General features: G+C 34.7%; 24 protein-coding genes. 16 read left to right on the top strand and 8 right to left on the bottom strand.

Annotated features, from left to right (window positions below):
* Nucleotides 1-20: 20 nt before the first annotated feature.
* The 13 genes from J2W95_RS11265 to J2W95_RS11205 are packed head-to-tail and all read left to right on the top strand — an operon-like array spanning nt 21 to nt 10,883.
* Nucleotides 21-335 carry a DUF4133 domain-containing protein gene (locus J2W95_RS11265; protein ID WP_310007000.1) on the top strand — a complete coding sequence of 105 codons (315 nt, stop codon included), beginning with the start codon at nt 21-23 and terminating at the stop codon, nt 333-335.
* Nucleotides 336-365: 30 nt separating this feature from the next.
* On the top strand, nt 366-2,846 hold the full coding sequence (locus J2W95_RS11260; RefSeq protein ID WP_310006998.1) for a TraG family conjugative transposon ATPase: 2,481 nt from the start codon (nt 366-368) through the stop codon (nt 2,844-2,846).
* 50 nt (nt 2,847-2,896) lie between these two features.
* Complete coding sequence (locus J2W95_RS11255) at nt 2,897-3,586, top strand: conjugal transfer protein TraI (RefSeq protein ID WP_310006996.1); 690 nt, start codon at nt 2,897-2,899, stop codon at nt 3,584-3,586.
* Nucleotides 3,587-3,600: 14 nt separating this feature from the next.
* Entirely contained in the window at nt 3,601-4,215 is a 615-nt protein-coding gene (locus J2W95_RS11250) for a hypothetical protein (RefSeq protein WP_310006993.1), read from the top strand.
* Nucleotides 4,216-4,226: 11 nt separating this feature from the next.
* Complete coding sequence (locus J2W95_RS11245; protein ID WP_310006991.1) at nt 4,227-4,862, top strand: TerB family tellurite resistance protein; 636 nt, start codon at nt 4,227-4,229, stop codon at nt 4,860-4,862.
* Between the two features lie 11 nt (nt 4,863-4,873).
* Nucleotides 4,874-6,073, top strand: coding sequence for a conjugative transposon protein TraJ (traJ, locus tag J2W95_RS11240; protein ID WP_310006989.1), 1,200 nt, complete (start codon nt 4,874-4,876; stop codon nt 6,071-6,073).
* 30 nt (nt 6,074-6,103) lie between these two features.
* A complete protein-coding gene (gene traK / locus J2W95_RS11235; RefSeq protein ID WP_310006987.1) occupies nt 6,104-6,712 on the top strand; it encodes a conjugative transposon protein TraK in 609 nt (202 codons plus the stop codon).
* Nucleotides 6,696-7,214, top strand: a complete 519-nt coding sequence (locus J2W95_RS11230; protein ID WP_310006984.1) for a hypothetical protein — start codon at nt 6,696-6,698, stop codon at nt 7,212-7,214. Before traK ends, J2W95_RS11230 begins: the two co-directional genes overlap by 17 nt.
* 48 nt (nt 7,215-7,262) lie before the next feature.
* Nucleotides 7,263-8,522 (top strand): conjugative transposon protein TraM, encoded by a 1,260-nt coding sequence (gene traM / locus J2W95_RS11225; RefSeq protein ID WP_310006982.1) that lies wholly within the window; start codon nt 7,263-7,265, stop codon nt 8,520-8,522.
* Between the two features lie 17 nt (nt 8,523-8,539).
* Nucleotides 8,540-9,388: a conjugative transposon protein TraN gene (gene traN / locus J2W95_RS11220; RefSeq protein WP_310006980.1), complete on the top strand. Its 849-nt coding sequence runs from the start codon at nt 8,540-8,542 to the stop codon at nt 9,386-9,388.
* A 29-nt stretch (nt 9,389-9,417) separates the two neighbouring features.
* Nucleotides 9,418-10,221, top strand: a complete 804-nt coding sequence (locus tag J2W95_RS11215; RefSeq protein WP_310006978.1) for a hypothetical protein — start codon at nt 9,418-9,420, stop codon at nt 10,219-10,221.
* Between the two features lie 6 nt (nt 10,222-10,227).
* A complete protein-coding gene (locus J2W95_RS11210; protein ID WP_310006976.1) occupies nt 10,228-10,515 on the top strand; it encodes a hypothetical protein in 288 nt (95 codons plus the stop codon).
* Between the two features lie 38 nt (nt 10,516-10,553).
* A complete protein-coding gene (locus J2W95_RS11205) occupies nt 10,554-10,883 on the top strand; it encodes a helix-turn-helix domain-containing protein (RefSeq protein WP_310006974.1) in 330 nt (109 codons plus the stop codon).
* A 61-nt stretch (nt 10,884-10,944) separates the two neighbouring features.
* Here the strand turns inward: J2W95_RS11205 and J2W95_RS11200 are convergent, their stop codons facing one another.
* The 3 genes from J2W95_RS11200 to mnmE all read right to left on the bottom strand — a co-directional run bounded on the left by J2W95_RS11200 (nt 10,945) and on the right by mnmE (nt 14,266).
* Nucleotides 10,945-12,087 (bottom strand): tyrosine-type recombinase/integrase, encoded by a 1,143-nt coding sequence (locus tag J2W95_RS11200; RefSeq protein WP_310006972.1) that lies wholly within the window; start codon nt 12,085-12,087, stop codon nt 10,945-10,947.
* Complete coding sequence (locus J2W95_RS11195; RefSeq protein ID WP_310006970.1) at nt 12,074-12,646, bottom strand: helix-turn-helix domain-containing protein; 573 nt, start codon at nt 12,644-12,646, stop codon at nt 12,074-12,076. The genes J2W95_RS11200 and J2W95_RS11195 overlap by 14 nt, the downstream gene beginning before the upstream one ends.
* 231 nt (nt 12,647-12,877) lie before the next feature.
* Nucleotides 12,878-14,266 (bottom strand): tRNA uridine-5-carboxymethylaminomethyl(34) synthesis GTPase MnmE, encoded by a 1,389-nt coding sequence (mnmE, locus tag J2W95_RS11190; RefSeq protein ID WP_310006966.1) that lies wholly within the window; start codon nt 14,264-14,266, stop codon nt 12,878-12,880.
* Nucleotides 14,267-14,441: 175 nt separating this feature from the next.
* Between mnmE and J2W95_RS11185 the strand changes: the two genes are divergently transcribed.
* From J2W95_RS11185 to J2W95_RS11175, 3 genes are all read left to right on the top strand, one after another.
* Complete coding sequence (locus J2W95_RS11185; protein ID WP_310006964.1) at nt 14,442-15,269, top strand: universal stress protein; 828 nt, start codon at nt 14,442-14,444, stop codon at nt 15,267-15,269.
* A gap of 254 nt (nt 15,270-15,523) precedes the next feature.
* On the top strand, nt 15,524-16,360 hold the full coding sequence (locus J2W95_RS11180; RefSeq protein WP_310006962.1) for a universal stress protein: 837 nt from the start codon (nt 15,524-15,526) through the stop codon (nt 16,358-16,360).
* A 130-nt stretch (nt 16,361-16,490) separates the two neighbouring features.
* Nucleotides 16,491-18,263 (top strand): MutS-related protein, encoded by a 1,773-nt coding sequence (locus J2W95_RS11175; protein ID WP_310006960.1) that lies wholly within the window; start codon nt 16,491-16,493, stop codon nt 18,261-18,263.
* A 201-nt stretch (nt 18,264-18,464) separates the two neighbouring features.
* On the opposite strand, the gene dnaN is transcribed toward J2W95_RS11175, so the two are convergent.
* The 5 genes from dnaN to J2W95_RS11150 all read right to left on the bottom strand — a co-directional run bounded on the left by dnaN (nt 18,465) and on the right by J2W95_RS11150 (nt 23,401).
* Nucleotides 18,465-19,583: a DNA polymerase III subunit beta gene (gene dnaN, locus J2W95_RS11170; RefSeq protein WP_310006958.1), complete on the bottom strand. Its 1,119-nt coding sequence runs from the start codon at nt 19,581-19,583 to the stop codon at nt 18,465-18,467.
* Between the two features lie 107 nt (nt 19,584-19,690).
* Nucleotides 19,691-21,376: a gliding motility-associated ABC transporter substrate-binding protein GldG gene (gene gldG, locus J2W95_RS11165; protein WP_310006956.1), complete on the bottom strand. Its 1,686-nt coding sequence runs from the start codon at nt 21,374-21,376 to the stop codon at nt 19,691-19,693.
* Entirely contained in the window at nt 21,376-22,101 is a 726-nt protein-coding gene (gldF, locus tag J2W95_RS11160; protein ID WP_310006954.1) for a gliding motility-associated ABC transporter permease subunit GldF, read from the bottom strand. The genes gldG and gldF overlap by 1 nt, the downstream gene beginning before the upstream one ends.
* A 90-nt stretch (nt 22,102-22,191) precedes the next feature.
* Complete coding sequence (locus J2W95_RS11155; RefSeq protein WP_310006951.1) at nt 22,192-22,488, bottom strand: putative quinol monooxygenase; 297 nt, start codon at nt 22,486-22,488, stop codon at nt 22,192-22,194.
* Between the two features lie 82 nt (nt 22,489-22,570).
* Nucleotides 22,571-23,401: an SAM hydrolase/SAM-dependent halogenase family protein gene (locus J2W95_RS11150; RefSeq protein WP_310006949.1), complete on the bottom strand. Its 831-nt coding sequence runs from the start codon at nt 23,399-23,401 to the stop codon at nt 22,571-22,573.
* Nucleotides 23,402-23,448 lie beyond the last annotated feature (47 nt).

Below are 23,448 nucleotides of genomic sequence, written 5' to 3'. Positions count from 1 at the left end.
GCAAATGCGCAATAGAAACGATGAGTAACAGTGTTTATCAAATCAACAAAGGTATTAATCAAAGTATTGAATTTAAAGGTCTCAAAGCTCAATATATCTGGTATTTAGGTGGAGGAGTAGTTGTACTAATGATCCTTTTTGCGATGATGTACATTATGGGTTTACCTTCTTTTATCTGTGTTGCATTAATAGGGGGCCTGGGGACAGCATTAATTGTGAAAATTTACCAGATGAGTAATAAGTATGGTGAGTATGGTTTAATGAAAACTTTAGCAAAAAAGCAAATTCCAAAAAGTATTAAAGTGTACAGTAGACGAGTTTTTATGATGGGATAGCTATAAAATTAAAGATATAAAGTAAAAGTGATGGAAAAGAGGATGGATGATATTTTACCGATTATGGATGTGCAGCATGATTGCATTTTGTCCAAGCAGGGAGATGTAACAATTGTGTTTAGAGTTGAGCTTCCAGAGATTTTTACTTTATCGGATCAAGAATATGAGGCTTTTCATCAGTCTTGGATTAAGGCTATAAAGATACTTCCTAAGTTTTGTGTTTTTCACAAACAGGATTGGTTCATTGAGAGTAAATATAAGGCTGATTTCGCCAATGATGACAGTAGTTTTTTAACCAGAAGCAGCGAGCGTTTTTTTAATGAACGACCTTTTTTGGACCATTCGTGTTATATTATGCTTACCAAAAAGCCGATGGGAAGAAAGAATTCCAGTTCGTTATTTTCGAATTTGATTAGAAGTTCACCGGTGCCAGAAGAAACTTTAAAGGATCAATTGCTTCAAGATTTTATCGACAGTGCCGGGCAATTTAAAAGGATCTTGGAAGATAGTGGTTTTGTCAAACTCAGCAGACTTGGAAATAATGCTTTGCGTAGTCAAAGTCGTAAAATTGGACTTATAGAGCAGTATTGCTTTTTATCAGAAAGAGAAAGTTCTTTTGTTTTTGGAGATGTGACTTTTAACGAAGGATTGCAGGTCGGAAATAAGCATTGTCAATTATTTACCTTGGGGGATGCTGCCGATCTCCCTGCCTTATGTGGTTCAAGAATAAATTATGACCGGTATTCCACCGATAAAACAAAGTTCAGTATTGGGTTCGCTTCAACATTGGGTCAATTGCTATCATGTAATCATATCTACAATCAATATTTATTCATTGATGATGCCCAAAAAACAATTCAAAAACTGGAAAGCAAAAGACTTCGATTGCAATCACTATCGGCCTACAGTAGAGAGAATCTCATTGCAAGAGATGCTACTAATGATTTTTTGAATGAAGCCATTTCACAGCAACGACTCCCCATAAAAGCGCATTTTAATGTACTTGCTTGGACCGAGGATAGAGAAGTTCTGAAGGATATCAAAAATAAGGTGTCGTCAGCGTTGGCTCAAATGGATTCCGTCGCGAAGCAGGAAACCGTAGGTGCCGCCCAAATTTATTGGGCGGGTATGCCTGGCAATGAAGCAGACTTTCCTATGAATGATACTTTTGACACTTTTACTGAGCAAGCTGTCTGCTTTTTAAATATGGAGACGGGATATCGCTCTTCCCTTAGTCCTATAGGCATTCGATTGGGCGATCGGCTTACTGGTAAACCGGTTCATGTTGATATTAGTGATGAACCTGTAAATATGGGAATTTGTACCAATCGTAATAAGTTCATATTGGGGCCATCAGGGAGTGGAAAATCTTTTTTTACCAATCATATGGTAAGGAGCTACTATGAACAGGGAACACATATTGTTTTGGTTGATGTAGGTCATAGTTATAAGGGATTATGCGATATGGTAGGCGGTTATTACTTTACATACGATGAAAAGAATCCGATCAGATTCAATCCATTTTATATTGGAGAGGGAGACAGTTTGGACACGGAAAAAAAGGAAAGCATTAAGACTCTTTTGCTGGCTCTATGGAAAAAAGATAATGAGACTTTCAATCGCAGTGAGTATGTCGCTTTGTCAAATGCCTTGCAATTGTATTATGAGAAGTTGGAAACCAATACAGTTCTGTTTCCTTGTTTTAATAGTTTCTATGAATTTTTGAAAGATGATTTTGTTCCCATTTTGGAAGGAGATAAAGTAAAGGAGAAAGATTTTGACATCAATAATTTTCTTTATGTTCTTCGCCCTTATTACAAAGGAGGGGAGTTTGATTATTTACTAAATGCAACTGAAAATCTGGAACTATTAAAAGAAAGATTCATTGTTTTTGAATTGGATAACATTAAAGATCATCCTATACTTTTTCCAGTAGTGACCATCATAATCATGGAAGTTTTCATTAGTAAGATGCGTAAACTAAAAGGTGTTCGGAAAATGATATTAATTGAAGAGGCATGGAAAGCAATTGCCAAGGAAGGAATGGCCGAGTATATTAAATATTTATTTAAAACAGTCAGGAAGTTCTTTGGAGAGGCCATCGTGGTGACACAAGAGGTGGAAGATATCATTTCATCCCCTGTAGTCAAGCAGGCTATCATTAACAATAGTGACTGCAAGATATTACTTGATCAAAGTAAATACCAAAATAAGTTTGATGTGATCCAAGAATTACTGGGATTAACAGAAAAGGAAAAAGCATTAGTGCTTTCCGTTAATAAAGCCAATGAACCTGGTAAAAAATACAAAGAGGTTTTTATATCACTTGGTGGCATGCTATCCAAGGTCTACAGAACGGAAGTCTCTTTAGAAGAGTATCTGGCATATACTACAGAAGAGACCGAGAAAGTAAAGGTACATGCATACTCTAAAAAGTTTGGTGGTGATATAAAGAAGGGAATTGCAGCACTGGCTTTAGACTTGCGAGAGCAAGCTTTAGTGCCAAAATAGAATCGATACATGGGAATATTTGTAGAACGTGAATTTAATGAAAGGGAAAAATGAAAACAAAGACAAAAATGGTTACCTGCATGTTGTGTTTATTTCTGGTAAGCGTTCCAATGAAACCAGCTGAAAGCGTAGTGGGTCTTCCAATAGTGGAGATTGTGAGGGCGGCTCTAATTGCGGCAATTAAAGCTGTTGATCTTCGCATACAGCGATTGCAGAACAAAACCATTTGGTTGCAAAATGCACAGAAAAAAATCGAGAATATCTTGTCTAAACTTAAACTGGATGAGATTTCAGAATGGACACAGAAACAGCGTGATCTCTATAAAGAGTATTATCAGGAGTTGATGAAAGTAAAGTCAATTATTACCTATTATCAGCGGATCAAAGATATTACCCAAAAACAGGCTAACCTGATTGAAGAGTACGAAAGAGCTTGGCATTTATTTCAGAAAGACAAGCATTTTAATGCTGATGAACTGGATTATATGCAACGGGTCTATTCCGGTATTTTGGAAGAAAGCGTAAAAAATATAGATCAAATCTTTCTTATACTGGATTCTTTTACAACCCAAATGAGTGATCTTAAGAGGTTAGAAATCATTGATGCGGCTGCTGACCAAATCGATTCCAACTATGATGACTTGGCTCTTTTCAATAAGCAGAATGTACTGTTGAGTTTGCAGAGAGCTAAAACGAGTAACGATGTGAATGCTGTCAAGAAGTTCTACGGTATTCCGTAAATAAAGCAATTAAGATGAAAAGGATAATTGTATTACTATTTATAGCCAATCTGCTTACTGGAGAATTACAAGCACAAGGGAAACAACAAAAGATGTTGTTATTACAGATAGCAGCACTTAAGGTGTATATAGAATATGGTCAAAGAGGGTATGCAGTAGTCAAGAAAGGTTTGAATTTTATAGGAGATGTGAAAAAGGGCGAAGTCAATTTACATGCTGATTATTTTACTTCTTTAAAGAAAGTAAATCCAGAGATCAAGAATTATGTAAGAGTAGGAGAGATTATTGCTTTGCAAATTAAGATTTTTAAAACCTACAAAAAGACTTTGAAAGAATTGCAAAATGATGATTTATTTCATGGGGATGAACTGGATTATATAGAGCGGTCTTTTGATCGGTTACTTGAAAATTGCAATACTACCTTAAATGAACTTTTGGAAGTTACTACCGATGCTAAACTTGAAATGAAAGATGATCAAAGGTTAGAGCATATTGATACTTTATATAAGACGATGATGGATGATTATTCATTTTGTCAAAGCTTTTGCAAAGATGTAAGAATATTGTCTTTGTCAAGGACAAAGGAAATTAATGATGTTAAATCGGCTCATGCTTTGCATGGTTTGTAAAACAGTATAAGATGAAAAAGGTAAAACTACTAGTTGTATTTCTTATGATGGTCTTGACACCTGTCAAGGTAACAGCACAATATCAGGAAATGCAACAGCTACTGTTAAATGTTGAAAAATTGGCTCAATTCAAAGAGATTTTGTCTGATATGAAAAAGGGATACGTAATCTTAACAGGAGGTTACAAAGCCGTTAAGGATATGACCGAGGGTAATTTTAATTTGCATAAAACATTTCTAGACGCTTTGATGCAGGTAAGTCCGACTGTCAAAAACTATAAGAGAGTTGGGGATATTATCAATTATCAAATTCTATTGATAAAGGAAAGTAAAATCGCTTTGAAGCGGTTTGTCAGCAGTAAGAGTTTTACGGAGCAGGAAATCGCCTATTTTGAAAAGGTCTATGATAATTTATTCAAAGAAAGTCTCAGGAATTTGGACGAGTTAGCAACAATAATTACTGCTAATAAACTCAGGATGTCTGATGATGAGCGATTGGAGGCTATCGATGCTATCTATTTTGAGATGCAGGACAAGTTGTTATTCCTCAAAAAATTTAATGAATCTTCCAATATTTTAGCTATACAGCGTGCTAAAGAGCGTAATGACGTAAATGCCTTGAGTGGTATTTATGAATTAAAAAACTAATAATCCAAGACATGTCAAAATTTATTAAAACAGTGGCTTTTGCTTCTGTAGCACTACTATTGCCTATTGCGAGCCATGCACAAAGTGTAGGGGATGAAATGAACAGTCTTCATATGATATTGGATCAGCTTTATGATGAGATGATGCCGTTGTGTAATAATTTATTGGGAGTGGGACAGGGAATTGCAGGTTTTGCCACGATTTGGTATATCGGTTCGAGAGTGTGGAGGCATATTGCCAATGCGGAACCTATTGATTTTTATCCACTTTTCCGCCCTTTTGTGATTGGCTTTTGTATTATGATTTTTCCATCGGTGCTTTATATGATTAATGGAGTTATGAAACCGACAGTGACGGCAACAGCTGCAATGGTTGATGGTTCCAATAAGGCAATTGCTTTATTACTTCAAAGAAAAGAGGAAGCCATTAAAAGTACCAATGCCTGGCAAATGTACATTGGAGAATCGGGTGATGGTAATCAAGATCGTTGGTACAAGTATACTCACGATAATGCGGATCCGCAGGAAGAAGGAATGATTGATGGAGTAGGAAACGATATCAAATTTGCTATGTCAAAGGCCTCATATAGTTTTAGAAATTCAGTAAAAGAATGGATGAGTGAGGTCTTGCGAGTACTCTTCGAAGCAGCCTCCTTATGTATTGATACCTTAAGAACATTTCAGCTTGTGGTACTTTCTGTTTTGGGACCACTTGTTTTTGGGATTGCTGTTTTTGACGGATTCCAGCACACACTGACGGTCTGGCTGGCCCGATATATCAATATTTATTTATGGCTGCCAGTGGCCAATATTTTCGGAAGTATTATAGGAAAAATACAAGAGAAGATGCTGGAGATTGATATAGTGCAAGTTAATAATTATGGTGATACATTTTTCAGTAGAACAGACATGGCCTATCTCATTTTTATGATTATTGGTATTGTAGGCTATTTTACGGTTCCTTCTGTAGCAAATTATATTGTCCATGCGGCAGGTGGTGGAGCCTTAGGACAGAAAGTAACCAGTGTTTTTGGTAGTTCTACCACTTCTGTAGTCGCCAGAACCACTCAGGGAGCAAGCATGGTGCTGGACTCGATGGGGAATGCAGCGGGGAGAATGTCCCAAAGTATGTCTTCTTCTTCTCAAGCTTCCCCATATTTTGAAGATAAAGGAAATTATATGGGAGATAGACTAAAAGGGAATACTAAATAAACTAAAACGGATAGAGACATGTTTACTAAAATGAAAAATATAGATACGGCGTTCCGTTATGTGAGAGGATTTACAATGTTGGTTGTTGTTGGGTGTATTATTATCTGCTGTTACACATTGTACAGCAGTTTTAGTGCACTAACGGTGATGGAAGATAGGGTTTATATTTTAGCGAACGGTAAAGCAATTGAAGCTTATTCTTCTGACCGAAAAGACAATATCCCTGTTGAGGCAAGAGATCATGTAATGACTTTTCATAAATACTTTTTCACCCTTGATCCGGATGATAAAGTAATAAAGGATAATGTAACTAAAGCTCTTTATTTGGCAGATGAGAGTGCCAAAAGAATTTACGATAACCTAAAAGAGAACGGATACTATTCAGGAATCATTTCAGGGAACATCAGTCAGACGATTACTGTTGACAGTATCAATTTTGATATTAACAAATATCCGTATCACTTTAAATGTTACTCCAAGCAGAAAATTATACGTACTACCAGCATTTTAGACCGTAGTCTTATCACTGAAGGTGCTTTACGCAATGTTTCCCGAAGCGATAATAACCCGCATGGGTTTTTAATAGAACATTGGAATACCATTGAAAACAGGGATTTAAAGGTTGAAAACAGAAAATAATACAATGATGTGGACTCTATTTAAAAAGCTCAAAAAAGAACCAATAATTAGTGTTGAAAATAGCCATAGCAGGTTTGATATACCCATGAAGTTCTATTTGTTTGTCCAAGACAAATGGTCTAAAAAGATGAGTGATATAGCATCAAGGCTCTCTAAAAAAAAGTTGGTGTGTTCATTAGGGTTATTTGTAATTCTAGCTGGAGGTATTTGCATTTATGGTATTTCAAGAAGCTTTATTAATACAGCCAAAGACTGTATCAAGATCATCCCCATTTCTGAACCTATGGATGCAATTGGCAAATCCTTTGTTCTTAATCCTAAACCATTTCCAATAAGCCAAAAGGAATTTGAAAGAATCGCTCGGTTTAGAATGTATTTGGACAGTCTCGGCAGAAGCCCAATTGGGAAGAGGGCCTTCGACAGTATTATTGGGTTACGACCAGGACTAATGGACAGCCTTGTTTTTATTGAAAATTATTATAAATCGAATTGTAAAAATTAAAACATGGAACAAAAAACAGTATCATTAAGAGAATTAAAGCAGCGTAAGATGCTTATGATTTTACCCGCGTTGACATTACCTTTTATTACCCTTTTATTTTGGACTCTTGGCGGAGGAAAAATAAATTTGGTTAGTGCAGGTCCTGAAGAGAAAGGAGGTTTTAACATTGATCTTCCCGAACCCAAATTCAAGGTCGACTCCGATTTAGATAAGATGAGTTACTACGACCAGGCTGCACAAGATTCTATGAAATTGCAGGAACAAATAAGGAAAGATCCCAACTATTCGGAAGACACATTTTTGAAAGGGGAGGAATCATTTAGTACTGATAGCTTACCTGATTATAAAAAAATAAAGCGGGGTAGAAGCGCTTTAAATACAAATTCCTTTAAAGATCCAAATGAAGAGAAGGTGTATCAAAAATTACGAGCTCTTCAAGAGGCAATCAGTAAGCCTCCATCTCCAATAGGGCAAGATCAAGATATGAGTGAATTTGAAGATTCTGGATCTTCAAGTATGCCATCAGGAGATGTGAAAAGTCTAGAGCAAATGATGACAGCCATGAATCAACCACAAGAGCCTGACCCAGAACTTAAGCAATTAGGGGGGATGCTCGAGAATATATTAGACATTCAACATCCTGCCCGTGTTGAAGAAAAGTTAAGGCAGTCTTCCATAAATCAAAAAAATAATGAGTTTTCAGTCGATAAAAAACACAGCGAAGATAATGTCTCTTTACTGCAGGGATCTACTCAAACTCGTAGTCGTGATCAAGGAGTCACAGTAAAACATAATTTTTTTTTTTCTTTTGAAGAAGATTCAAATTCCACAGATGCGCAAAATGCGTTGGAGGCTGTTGTCCATGAAACGCAAACTATAGTTGATGGTGCTACCATTAAATTACGTTTGAGTCATGATGTTTTCGTAGGAGGGGTACAAATTCCAAAGAATAGTTTTCTTTTTGGTATAGCCTCTTTAAAAGGAGAACGATTGGCAATTAAAATTAGTAACATAAAATATAAGAACTCCTTATTCCCAGTAGAGCTATCCGTATATGACATGGATGGTATTGGTGGGATATATATTCCAGGCGCAATTAACAGGGATGTAGCCAAAGCTTCAGCTGATCGCTCCATACAGGCTTTGGGAGTAGCAAGTCTAGATGATTCTTGGGGAGCACAGGCTGCAGGAATGGGTATCGAGGCGGCTAAAAGCCTTATGAGTAAAAAGGTCAAACTTATTAAAGTAGTTGTAAAAGCGGGGTATCAAGTGTTGCTTTATGATGAGAAACAAAAGAATTCTAAATAACTCTAAAAAATAAAAATATGAAAAATAGTATTTTATGGTTTATGGCTTGTCTTATCTTGAATACACTTTCGGGATTTGCACAGTTTAAGAACAAAGATGATAAACGTTCTACAATTGAATCCAGCGATTTACAAATTGGGTATTCTAAAACAACAAGCATTGTTTTTCCATATGCCATTAAAAGTGTGGATAGGGGTAGTGGGGAAGTTTTGGTTCAAAAAGCCAAGGGAGTTGAAAATATTTTGCTAATAAAAGCGGGGCAACCAAATTTTGCGCAAACGAATCTCACAGTTGTAACAGCGGATGGTAAACTGTATAGCTATGTTTTAAATTATGAGGAACATTGTCCGATTTTAAATATTGTTGAAGGCAGGTCAAAAGATTCTAATCAAGAGGTATTGTTTTTATCTGAAAAGGAAAACCAAAAGCAAATTCAAGAGTATGCTTCCTTGGCATTGTCAAAGAAGAAAAAAATCAAAGGTTTAAATGAGAATCGATTCTACGTCAGGCTTCAGGTCAATGGTATATTCATTCATGAAGATGTTATGTATTTCAGATTAGTACTCTGTAATGCATCAAGAATTAATTACGATATTGATCAGTTGCGTTTCTTTATTCGTGATCAAAAAAAATCCAAACGAACGGCATCCCAAGAAATAGAAATCCTGCCTTTGTTTGCTACATCGGATGTGAAGACAATCCCTGATGAGTCGGAGGTTACTGTTGTAATTGCATTGCCCAAGTTTACAATTCCAGAAAAAAAGTACTTTGCTGTTCAGCTTATTGAAAAGAACGGAGGAAGAGACATTGAGCTTGATGTTAAAAATGGAGAACTGGACCATTTCGAGGTATTGACTAGCTTATAGAAAGAGAATTAATTTAAAAAATAATTATCATGAACGAGAAAAATTTCGAATACTTAAAAGATCAAATTAAATTCACTGGTTTTGGTGAAGGAATGGAAAATGCATTAAAGGAAAAAATTGAAAAAGGAGAAACGGAGTTCACACTTAATCATAATGTGAAATATGGGAATGACACTGTGTCTGCCATATTGAATTTTAAGAAGTCTGATCAGAGTGAAATGTATTTTTTTAATTCCTTTAAAATTACTCTTGAGAAAGAACAGTCTAAGGAAGCATTGAGTCAAACTTTCTATATCAATAAAGACAATAATATTACCGCTAAGGAAGCTTACAATTTGATGGAAGGCCGTTCGGTAAATAAGGATCTTAAAAATAAAGATGGAGAACTTTACAACGCCTGGATTAAAATGAACTTTAAGGAGGAGGCTGATGACAAGGGTAATTTTAAGCTGAATCATTACCATCAAAATTATGGCTATGACCTTGAAGCGAGTCTAGGAAAACACCCAATTAAAGAACTGGAAAACGAAAAGTACAAGGGCGATCTGTTGAATTCGCTCAAAAAGGGAAACGTGCAGTCTGTTACCTTTGTTATTGATGGCATTGATAAGAAACAATATGTCGAAGCCAATCCCCATTTCAAAACAGTTAATGTTTACGATGCAGGGTTGCAAAGAATCAATAATCGAGAGAGTAAAGACCAAAAAAAAAGTGAATCTGAAAAAGAGTCCAACTCAAAAGGGGAAAAGCAAAAAAATGACATTGATTCGGAACCCTCCCAAGCAGGGGAGAAGACCAAAACCAAAAGAAAAAAACAGTCCAATTCAATATAACTAACTATGGATAATTTAAAACCCTTATCAGATTTTTTTTTAGCCATTGAAAAAGATTTCCGTATTGGTACGACCCATATTGCAATATATGCAGCCTTACTTCAATATAGGGCAGGTAAGGGTTTTATAAATCCCATAAAAGTATTTAAACACGAAGTTACTCCAATTGCTAGGATTTCCTCTGCACATACCTATTACAAATGTGTTCGTGAGTTGAGTGAATATGGATACATTAAGTATGAACCATCGTTAAGAAAAACTCAAGGCAGTAAGATTTATTTTGTTCATACTTAACTAAAATAGGGAGCTCAATTTTTGAAAATATTAATCTTATGAAACAATTTACATTTGAAGATCTTCCCGATATTATTGGAAAATTAGATGCCAAAATCGACAACATTGAGAAGCTGATTAGAGAAAGTCCCCAAAGTAATAGGAATATTGAGAATGATCTTTTAACTATTGAAGAGGCATCTAAACTATTAAAGCTAGCAGTTGCTACAATTTACACCAAAGTATGCAAGAACGAAATTCCTGTTAACAAACAAGGGAAAAGACTCTATTTTTGCAAAACAGAATTGTTAGACTGGGTTAAATCCGGCCGTATTAAAACGATTGTTGAGATACAGTATGATGCTGAGATTAAGCAATTGTCAAAGTAAATCAGTCATGATATAATTAAATTAAAGACATCACTAAAAAGTGATGTCTTTTTTTGTGTATTTATTTAAGACTTATTCTAGCAGTGGTTGCTCTTTTATTCTTGTCAATTATATGCGAATAAATTTGCGTCGTCTTTACGTTTTTATGTCCTAGCATTTTCGATACAGTGAATATATCAGTTCCGGCAGATAATTGTAAAGTTGCATAACTATGACGAAAACAGTGAAAAGTAAAATGTTTAATAATCCCAGCACGTGCTAGCCAGACAGGTAGGACTCTATACATGTCCCATTTTTTCAGACCATGAAAGACTTTTTCATGTGGTTCCCCTCTTTCTCCTAAGGTTTCAAAAGCTTCATCCGATATAGGCATTGTCTGCAGACCTTCAGTTTTCTTCTGTTTAAACCGTACATAATGTCCATCATTTTCAATATGTTCAATTTCAGACCATTCTAATTTCGCTATGTCGGAATATCTATTGCCTGTTAAAAGGGAAAATTTTGAGATTTTATAAATAATTTCATTAGAACAAGGTGTACTAAAAAGCTTTTTTGCCTGCTCAATGGTTAAAAAGTTACGTTGTGATTCTTGCTCTTTTATAGAATCAACACCAGCATTAATGTCAGTCCTCAATTTTCCTTCTTTATAAGCAGCTTTTAGAGTTGCTTTAACTTTATTGTGGTACGACAATGCTGTATTTCTTGACAAAGTATTGCCATTTTTCTTAAGGCTTTTAGCAGTCAATAAATAGTCTTTATAATCTTCGATAAATGTTATTGTGACATCCTTAAAGCAAATATCTTGTCCTTTTAAAAAGGCTTCGAAGTGAATAATGGAATAATTCCAAATTTGGAAACTAATGCCTTCTCTTTTATCTGCCAGTTTTTTAAAATATTTTAAAAATGAACCAAGGCCAATCCTTTGCAATTCCAGTTGTTCTTTTTCAAATGTAGAATATATTTGATCTTTGCTTAACTCATTTTGCCTGCGTATATAAATCATTTCCGCATTATTACGGTTTTGAACGTTTTCATTTTTTTGAAATTGATTTTTAGGTTTTTTATAAAGGTATATTTTCAAAAATTCACGTCTTGTGTATTGATTTGTTTTCTTATTCAATATAGGTGGATAAAAATCCAGATACAGGGATATTTTTCCCGTTGACAATGCTTTCTGTCTTAAGGTTACATTACTCTTTCTCATCTTCTCTTGCATTAAATATAATATCAATATCTTTTTTGGCTACATAGTTAAATTTACCTACAGAATATTTTGCTATTCCATGTCTTTGAATCATCATATACAAAGCTCCAGGAGATATTCCGAATTTTTGTTGTATCTGTGTAATTGTATAACATTTTTCTAGCCCTGGAAATTCCTGAACGGGACGAAGCATTGACTGCTCCAGCGGAAGAGAGAAAAAGTTATCCATATCGCATCTGCGGATTACTGTGCGCGATCCAAATTTGGCTATATCGAGCTCTCCTCTGGAAATAATCCTGTAGATTGTTCTTCTACTTATTCCGAACAAAAGGCTGGCCTGATTTATATTCAAGAAATCTTTTGTTTTTACCGCTTCAAGAAGTGGATGTTGGGCAATTTCAGTCTGTCTGTTACTTTCGTCAATTTTTGACTGTCTTGTCCTTGCTTTGTATGCTCTGCTACTGCATTTTAGCGAACAGTACTGTGTTTTTGTGGTGCGGGCTGTAAATTCATTTTTACAGAATTCACAAATGCGGGCAATCCTAATGTTTGTACTCATAGAAATGTGACTTTAAGTGTCCCACTGTGACTATGTGTGTCTACATGTGCCATAATTTGGCCAAAAAAAATATTTTTTGTACCTCAAAATGTTGAGGTACAATAGAGGTACAAATTTAAGCAAAACATTACATAATATCCAAGATAAAAAGGAAGTAAAAAACGAGTTAAAATATTGTTTATCAATACTTTAACTCGTTTGTTTGTTCTTGTTTTGTGATGTTTTGTTTTGCTATTTTCCGATGCAAAAATTTGCAAATATATTCCCCAACAACTCATCATTTGTAACCTGTCCAGTAATCATACCGAACTGGTACAAAGCTTCTTTAATATCAAGTGCCATAAGGTCACTGGAAAGATTTGTCTCAAGTCCGAATTTTACTTTCTGAATTTCGTCCAATGCTTTGAGTAGTGAATCGTAATGTCTGGTATTGGTGACGATGGTTTCGTTATTACGTAAAGCGCCTGTGTTTACAAAAGAAAGAAGTTGATTCTTGAGTTCATCAACGCCTAGTTTTTCTTTAGCAGAAATCAGTAAAATTTCAGGAATTTCGGCTTTGATATTTTTGCTTTCAACATCAGTTAGTTTATCCGCTTTATTACCGATAATAACTAATGGTTTCAACGGAAACTGATTCTTTATTTTTTCTAATTCTACTTTTAATTTTAGTCCAGAAACTTTGAACTCAGAGCTGTCAAAAAGGAAAACTACAACCTGAGCTTGCTCGATTTTTTCGAACGTTTTTTTAATCCCAATGCTTTCAACCACATCAGCAGTTTCGCGTATTCCAGCTGTATCGATGAATCTAAAACCAATACCGCCTATCACCAATTCGTCTTCGATCGTATCGCGGGTAGTTCCAGCAATTTCCGAAACAATGGCGCGTTCTTCGTTTAATAAAGCATTTAACAGAGTCGATTTTCCAACATTCGGTTCACCAACAATAGCCACAGGAATTCCGTTTTTGATTACGTTACCAACGGCAAACGAATCGATTAATCGTTTAAGGACAAATTCAATTCGGTTTAATAATTCGTGAAATTGGGTTCTGTCTGCAAATTCTACATCTTCTTCGGCAAAGTCCAATTCGAGTTCAATGAGCGAAGCAAAATTCAATAATTCCTCACGCAGTTTAGCAATTTCGTTAGAGAAACCACCACGCATTTGCTGCATTGCAATTTGGTGCGAAGCTTCATTGTCTGACGAAATCAAATCGGCTACGGCTTCGGCTTGTGATAAATCTAGTTTTCCGTTAAGGAAAGCTCTAAGGGTAAATTCACCAGCATCCGCCATTCGGCATCCTTTTCGCAATAATAACTGAATAATTTGCTGCTGAATATAGGTAGAACCGTGACATGAAATCTCAATAGTATTTTCGCCTGTATAAGAATTTGGGCCTTTAAAAATTGAAACTAAAACTTCATCAAGCGTTTTTGAATCATCAACAATATGACCCAAATGTAGTGTATGGGTTTTTTGCTTTGTTAAATCTTTGTTTTTTATGGATCGAAAAACCGAGTGTCCTATAGTAATGGCATCTTCGCCAGAAATTCGAATTACGGCAATGGCTCCTGCTCCAGAAGGAGTGGCTAGAGCAACTATAGAATCGTTTTGGATCATAACAAAAAATTTATGCAAAAGTAAGCAAATCTTACCACCCTACAAGTCTTCGAAATCAATGCATTTTATGTTATTTTTTTATTAAATAGGAATCAAATTGACAATTATCATACTTTGTTTTTATAAGTTTTGTAACTTTATATAGATTATTGATATTCAGTAAATTACTAAGTGTATGAAAAAAATATTGTTCCCGACAGATTTTTCAGAAGTTTCGAAAAATGCCTTTATTTACGCCTTAAAACTAGCCGATGCCATAAATGCCGAAATTATTACTTTGCATGTTTATGAATTAGATTCACCTGCTTTTTTGGATGTTTCGATCTACTTGCAGGATATTTATGAATATGAAGAGCTAAATGATTTCGAAAATTACAAAGACGAGGTTCCTCTTTTGCGAAATATAGCCGAAGAAAATAATCTGGGACATATAAAGATGAGAAACGTTCTTATACAAGGTTATTTAGTGAAGGAAGTGGTTAAACTTTCCGAAAAGGAAAATATTGACTTTATAGTTATGGGGACCAAAGGCATAACTCATTTGCGAGAAGTGTTTTTAGGGACAATTGCCACAAAAATAATGAATGAGTGCAATACCACAGTTTTGGCCATTCCAGAAAAATGCATTTATTCACCTATTGAAAAAATATTGTTTAATACAAGATTTCATATGGACGACATAGAACCATTAAAAAAAGTGGTGGCTTTGGCCAATGTGTTTCACTCACACGTAGATTGTTTGAACGTAAAGCCACTGCACACAGTCTATACAGACGATTTTGTAGTCGATTTCAAAAACGTTTTCAAAGAGCATAATGTTGCTTTTCATTCCGTTTTGGGTAATGATATTGAAGGCGCAATTTTAAATTTCATAGATCAAAATAAAATAGACATGATTGCCATTCATGAAAGACACAGAGGTTTTTTTGACAAACTTTTTCAGATAAGTCTTTCAAAAAAGTTGACATTTAATATAAGTATTCCAATTTTGTCCGTTCATTAAAATTATCAATTGTAAAATAATTTGGGCGTGCCCCAGTTGAGCAAAGGGGCTTATGTATAGAGCCGCTTATACGCCCCTTTGCTCAACTGGGTCGGGCTATTCGGGCTACTTCGGTAGCTTCCTGCTATCCCTCACGCAAACTGCAAAACGAGAGATAACTACTTAAAAGAAGAGACATGCAGTTAGTTTTGTAAGAGTATTGAATTAGTAAGCAGAATCGTTTATCAAAAAATTAAACCTTAATTCATATAGAAATGAAAAAGATTTTATTCCCCACCGATTTTTCTGAAGTCGCCAATAATGCTTTTATCCATGCATTAGAATTTGCAAAAATTGTAAATGGAGAACTGTTGCTACTGCATACTTTCGAATTGCCCATTGTTGACAATCAATTTATTCCTGATAACTATTATGATATTTTCGATTCTTTGCAATTGGCACAATTTGATATGTTCAAAGAAGAAATTCCTAAACTGAGGGAACTGGCCAAGAAAAAACACCTAGACCATATTAAGCTAAGTCACAAACTCATGGATGGTGATTTGATTTATGCGATAAAAAGAGTCATCAAGGAAGAAAAAATCGATTTTATTGTAATGGGGACTTCTGGTGCGACAGGTTGGGAATCTTTTTTTATAGGTTCTAATACTGGGGCAGTCGTTTCGGCTGTAGAGGTTCCCGTTCTAAGCGTTCCCGCTGAAGCCCAATTTGAAAAAATAAAAACCATTGGTTTCACAACCCGATTTAGGGAAAAAGACAAAGAGCCATTAAAACAAGTCATTAAAATTGCCAAAAAAACATTTGCTGTTGTAAAATGTTTATATGTAAAAACTAGTAAGTCAGATGTTTCAGAGGAAACAATTAATCAATGGAAAACAGAGTTTGAAAATGAACCCGTTAAATTTTCAGTTGTCAATAGTGATCTGGTCAAAGAAAACATCATGGATTTTGTATCCCATAAAAACATCGATATTTTGGCAATGATAACCCACAAACGAAACTTCTTTTCCGAGTTGTTCAGCCCAAGTCTGACCCAAAAATTATCAAATATTTCAATTGTGCCAGTATTAGCAATGCATGAGGAAGAGTAATTCAGAAGGCAGATTTCAGATTTCAGTACTTAGATTGTATTTTTATTGAAATTACCATTGCTATTGCTATTGAAATTGCATTGCCATTGAAATTGATATTCCCTACATTTGTATATCATTAAAACAAACGATGGAAATATACAAAGGCAATAGTCAAAATTATTCTGAGCAGTTAAAGGCAATCAATAAGAGATATAATAGTATTAGTTTTATAAGGCTTATAAGTGTTTTACTTTTTTTAGGAAGCTTATTTTATTACATAAAAACCAGTGAATCAGTCTTTGCCATTTCGGCAGTTGTATTGTTCGCTGGTTTTGTTATTTTAATGCGAATCCACTCGAAACTATCTTTTCAGAAAAAGATAAAAAAGGCTTTGATTGAAATCAACCAAAACGAAATAACCTATTTGGAGCGAAAATCAATTCCTTTTGAAAACGGATTGGAATTCAATGATTTTCATCATCCGTATGCTTATGATTTGGATATTTTTGGAGACCATTCATTATTTCAAAATCTGAATAGAACTGCCACATTTATTGGTAAAAAAACCTTAGCAAAACAGTTGTTAACACTTTTGCCAAATGAAGAAATACTAAAAAATCATCAAGCAGTTCAAGAACTAAAAGAAAAGTTAGATTGGCGTCAGGAGTTTTTGGCTGTTGCCAAAGTTGGACAGGATAATGAAACATTTTATAAAACCTTATTACAATGGAGTGTCTTTAACAGCAAGCCTTTGTCAAAAGCAGCTGTGCTTATTTCCTATTTGTTTCCAGCATTGCTTTTAAGTTCCTTTTTGGGGTATTTAATAACTTCAAGTATTATTTTCCTTTCTTATTTTTCATTTTTGTTTGTTTGTAATTTGACCATTTTAGGGAGTTTTGTAAAACGCATCAAAATGGAAATCGCTCAGGCTGATAATATCAATGTGATTATAAGTCAATACGGTTTATTGGTGCGAAAAATTGAAAATGAAAGCTTCCAATCTGAAAAATTAATCGCTTTACAGCAAAAACTAAACTTTCAAAATCAGAAAGCGAGTGTTCATCTTGAGAAGTTGGCCGAGTTATTTTCAAAGATGGACAGTATTGGAAATTTTGTAACATCTATATTGTTCAATGGTACTTTTCTTTTTAATCTTCACGTCTTGAAATCCATGATAGCATGGAAAAAAGAACATGCTGAAGTTTTAGAAGAATGGTTGGAAGTAATAGGAGAATTTGAAATGCTCAATAGCTTAGCAAATTTTGCCTATAATAACTCCGATTTTGTGTATCCAAAGTTGAATTCCAATTATGAGATTGATTTCTCCAATTTAAGTCATCCTTTATTAAATCCAGCAACTAGAGTAGGGAATGAGGTGAAGTTTCAGCCACAATCGTTTATGATTCTGACTGGTTCGAATATGTCTGGAAAAAGTACTTTCCTGCGTAGTTTGGGAATAAATATGGTACTTGCTGGAATGGGTTCTCCTGTTTGTGCGAGTCAGGCCAATGTGCATCCTTTGCCAGTTTTAGTATCTATGCGACTCTCAGATTCGTTATCCGATAGTGAATCGTATTTCTTTGCAGAAATCAAGCGTTTGAAGCAAATTATGGACGAGCTAGAAGGAAACCCTGCGTTTGTTCTTTTGGACGAAATCTTGCGAGGTACAAACTCGGATGATAAACGAAATGGAACTATCGAAGTAGTCAAAAAAGTAATTGCAAAAAAGGCAATCGGAGCCATCGCCACACACGATATTGAAGTTTGTTTAACTACGAATGAGTTCCCAGATATTCTTACCAATAAATGTTTTGAAGTCGAAATCAGCAATGACGAACTGCATTTTGATTACACCCTTCGCGACGGCATTTGCAAAAATAAAAGCGCCACTTTCTTGATGAAGAAAATGGGGGTGATTTAGAAGTTTCCGTAATTGGTTCTCGCAAAGACGCGAAGACGCAAAGAAAAGATTTTAAACTTTGCGTCTTCGCGTCTTTGCAAGAAAAAGGATTAATAAAGCAATCAGTCAGGTTTAGTTCAAAAAAAAGACCAAAACTCGGTTAAGAATTTTGGTCTTTTCAAATATAAAAATGGTTTTGGTTAGTTTAGTATTTTAAGGTAACTAGCTGTTTAACATTACTGGCATTACAAGCATTGTTACTGTTTCGCCTTCTTCTAGTCCATCTATTGGGGTTAAGATTCCAGCTCTATTAGGTAATGACATTTCAAGCATAATCATGTCTGATTGTAGATTGTTCAGCATTTCTGTCAAGAAACGGGAATTGAAACCGATTTGCATATCGTCTCCTTGGTAGTCACAAGTCAATCTTTCTTCAGCTTTGTTTGAATAGTCGATATCCTCTGCAGAAATGTTCAATTCAGCTCCGGCAACTTTCAAACGAATTTGGTGTGTAGTTTTGTTAGAGAAAATAGCAACACGACGCACAGAACTCAAGAATTGAGAACGATCCATTATTAATTTGTTTGGATTTTCTTTTGGGATAACCGCTTCGTAATTTGGGTACTTTCCGTCGATTAAACGACATAATAAAATGTAGTTGTCGAAAGAGAAAGTAGCATTCGAATCGTTGTATTCTATTTTTACTTCAGCATCTGAGGTGCTTAGGATACTTTTTAGAATAGTCAAAGGTTTTTTTGGCATAATGAACTCTGCAACTTGAGATGCTTTTACATCAGTGCGGGCGTATTTTACCAATTTGTGTGCATCTGTTGCCACAAAAATCAAACCTTCTGGAGAAAATTGGAAGAAAACTCCAGACATTACTGGACGTAAATCGTCGTTTCCTGCTGCGAAGATGGTTTTGCTGACAGCAGTAGCCAAAACATCTGCAGGAACCAAAGTTACTGATGGCTCTTCTAAGTTTACTGATTTTGGAAATTCTTCTCCTGGAGCATACGCCAAAGCATATTTTCCTGAATTGGAACTAATTTCTATAGTGCTGTTTTCTTCAACTGTAAAAGTTAAGGGTTGTTCTGGAAAGGTTTTAAGGATTTCCAATAATAATTTTGCAGGTACTGCAACACTTCCTTTACTTTTTGAGTCGATGGCCAATGTAGCAGACATAGTAGTCTCTAAATCAGAAGCCGAAACAGTTAATTCGTTATTATTTAATTCAAATAAGAAGTTATCCAAGATTGGTAAAGTATTGTTACTGTTGATAACGCTACCTAAAACTTGTAATTGTTTTAATAAGTACGAACTCGATACTATAAATTTCATCTGTATTGTTTTGTTTTTAATGGTGTGCTTTTTCTGAACTAAAATTTAGAATACACTTTACAAATATATTGTAAACTATTCTAGTATTGCAAATTTTTTATTAACATCTATTTGCTGTATTTTCTTTTTCTAAGGAATGTAAATCCGAGGCCAAACACAAGCAAAATTAAGATTGGAAGCCCGATAGTTATGAATTGAGTAAAGGTATAGTTTTCATACACTTTTTCTTTATCCAATAATGGTAAATCAAGATCTTTGCTTCGAATGTTAATAAGTCCGGTATCATCCAATAGATAATTGACACAATTCATCATAAAATCTTTGTTGTCGTATAAATTCCCAGATCGTTGGTCGTAGCCCAATTCTACAGGTTGTCCTGTCTTATCCAATTGATTTTTTATAATGTCACCATCAGAAATCACAATCATTTTGTTCTCTTTTCCACTGGCTTGAAATGATTTTTCTTCAAAAGGCAAAATGCGATTCTCAAACATGGAATGAAAAGCGCCTTCCAACAAAACGGCCATCGGAATATTTCCTTTATTGAGGTAATCAGCTGGGGAAGTTTGTTCGGAAACCATATTCAGGCTGATTTCTACGGGAGTTCCTATTTTTTTGGAATAAGGAGAAGACTGTAATAAAACCGTTTTCTTAATTCCGTTTTTCAAAGTGTCCATTGCATTGGCGAAATCAAATTTGACACCTCCCAGATTTTTTACAATTGGATGTTTGCTGATAGGATATACCTGAGGAGCAAATTTCCAGTTGAAATCCTGATATTGTGTTCCGCTTCCTTGTTCTCCACTGGCAAGTTTTATAGGACTTCCTTGTTCATCTTTGACCAAATCAGGATTGATGCGAACTCCATATTTGAAGAACATATCATTTAGATTTAAGTCTTTTGGAAATGCCAATGTCGATCCCGAAGGATTGTAAAGACTGTCCATTTCGGCATTGACTTGGTCGATTAACCAAAGGGTTTTTCCTCCGTGAATGATGAACTGATCCAAAACCAGTTTTTCTTCATCGGTAAAAGCTTCGGTTGGTTTGGCAATGACAGCCAAATCATAATTTTGCAATGACTTTAAAGCTCCCTCTGGATTTTTTGCAACTGAATCCAAGGTAAAAGGACCGATGAAATAACTTTCACGTACTTGCATCAGGAATTTTGCAATATGTCGTTCCTGAAGTTCTCCATTTCCTTTTATGATGGCAACTTTCTTTTGTTTGTCTTTGGAAATTTTATTGATTCCATCCGAAATCGAATATTCAAGATGTTGAACAGATCCAATTACTTTTTGAGTGGTATTTGTTCCCATGATGTTTTTCAACAGCGGAATATTGACTTCTTTATTATTGTAAACAGCAATTGCCCAAGGAAAAACCATTGATTGGGATTGTTTTCCTTTGTCGTCAACAGTTATATTTATTGGCGTTAAGCCTTTTCTATACAATTCTTTGATATTATCCATACTTTCGTCTTTGTTCTCCAAAGGATCTACAAATTCGATGATAATATTAGAATTATAGGCTTGAAATTCTTCTAACAATTGTTTGGATTCCAATTGCAGTCTTTTGAATTCCGCAGGCAATTCTCCTTGCAAATACACTTTTATAGATAAAGGATTCTTTACGTCTTTCAGAATCTTTAAGGTAGTAGGGGATAGGGTATAGCGATGGTCTTGAGTTAAATCAAAACGATGAAAAAAGAAATTACTAATGATGTTCAAAAGGAATACAACCGCAACAGTAATCAATAAAGATTTGGCGTTTTTTATATTGAATGCTTTCATTACGATTTAATAGATTTTAAATTAAAGACTGTGAAAGAAAGGAAAAGAACAGCAATACTAATAAAATAGATTACATCTCTAGTATCTATAACTCCTCGGCTCATACTCTTGTAATGATCTTGCATTCCGAAATAGGAAATAATAGAAGAAAAACTAGGTAAAATTGTAGCCAATCCTTCAAAACCAAAATAGAAAAAGAAACATAGAAAAACAGCAATGATAAATGATACAATCTGATTTTCTGAAACAGATGAAGTGAAGATTCCAATAGCAGAATAAGCTGCAATTAAGAACATCAATCCGAAATAAGATCCAAGAGTACTTCCTAAATCAAGATTTCCTTCGGGTGAGCCTAAATTCCAAACTACTTTCACATAAATGAAAGTTGGAATAATTGCCATTATGATTAATAGAAAAGCTCCTAAGAATTTTCCGTTTACAATTTCCCAAAGACTAATTGGTTTTGTAAGCAATAATTCAAGTGTTCCTTGTTTTTTTTCATCCGAAAAACTACGCATGGTTACTGCTGGAATCAAGAAAATTAAAATCCATGGAGCCAAGGTGAAAAATGGTGTTAAATCGGCAAAACCTGTATTTAGAATATTATAATCTCCTTCGAAAACCCAAAGGAATAATCCGTTTCCAATTAAGAAAAGGGCAATTACCAAATATCCGATTGGTGAACCAAAAAAGGATTTTATTTCGCGAAATACGATTGACTTCATTTATTTTTTGTTTAATCATTTATTTGCCACAAAGGCGCAAATATACTAAGTTTTTTAATCTGAAATTGCAGTCTGAAAACTGAAATCTACTTACTGTAAACTTACTAATTTATCGACGCTCCAGGCTTCTGGTTTTGCATTGAACAATTGTTTAGTAAATGTCCAAACAGTATTGAAAAGCTCTGAATTTCTATAGTTTTCTAAGTCATCTTCGGTTTCCCAATAACTATAAGTAAAGAAAATGCTTTTGTTGTTTTTATCCTGGTACAGTTCCAAAAAACGATTTCCGGAAGCATTTCGTATTTTATCTTTCATTAATTCGAAGTTTTCAAGAAAAGCAGGAATATTTTCCTCGTGAAAACTCAGTTTTACTATTCGTACAAACATGTTTATATTTTATTTAATGCAAAAAATATGATCTCAATTTTAAAAAACGACATTCTATTTTCTTATTCTAAAGCCTGTAATCCTAACTCTTAAACCTTATCGAAATCACATCCCTATAATTAAGTCCGAGTAATGTACTTGCAGAACCTACAGTTAATGGATTACTTCTAAAAATGGCAATTTCAAGAAAGCCAGCTTCATTGAAAATGGCTAATTTTTTTCCTTCATAATATTTTATGGGATATTTATCCGAACTGGCGATGGCAGAATAATAAGGTAAGATGTTTGTGATGGGATGGTTTCTGAACTCAATTTCATAATCTCGTCCTTTGGCACATTCCAAAAACTGTTTCTTAGAAATATTGGTCACCACATTCCCAAAATGATCAATGTAAACTACATTTCCTTTCAATTGATTTCCGTCATCGGAAAGAGTCACTTGTAAATCGGTTACTTGTTTCAAGCTTTTAATTTCTTTCCCAATTACGTTAAGAACTCCTCCTTTTGCAATATGACAAGCTACTTTGACAAAAACATCCAAATCTGTAGCGTCATTATGAAGCCGATCATGAATGGTTATTGCTACTATTTTTTGAGGAATTATCTTTTGCGAAAGCATACTTAAAATTCCATTATCAGCTGCAATAAAGAAATGATCATTCCATTGCATTGCAATATGTTGATTCTCTTTGTTGGATTCTAAATCGACTCCAATTATATGAACAGTTCCTTTTGGAAAGCTGTCATAGGAGGCCGAAATGATATAACTGGCTTCGACAGTATTGAAGTGATCTATGTAATGAGAAATGTCAATAATTGTAGCGTCAGAATACTCAGATAATATTTTCCCTTTCAAAGCACCAACAAAGTGGTCTTTCAAGCCATAATCGGTAGTAAGGGTAATTATTGACATAAAATTGTTTATAACTATTGGGTTTTGTAGCGTCTGAAACTTATTTT

This window comes from Flavobacterium granuli (assembly GCF_031456055.1).
Taxonomy (GTDB): Bacteria; Bacteroidota; Bacteroidia; order Flavobacteriales; family Flavobacteriaceae; genus Flavobacterium; species Flavobacterium granuli_A.
The sequence above is the reverse complement of the archived record's forward strand: the minus strand, read 5'-3'. Positions and strand labels throughout refer to the sequence as shown.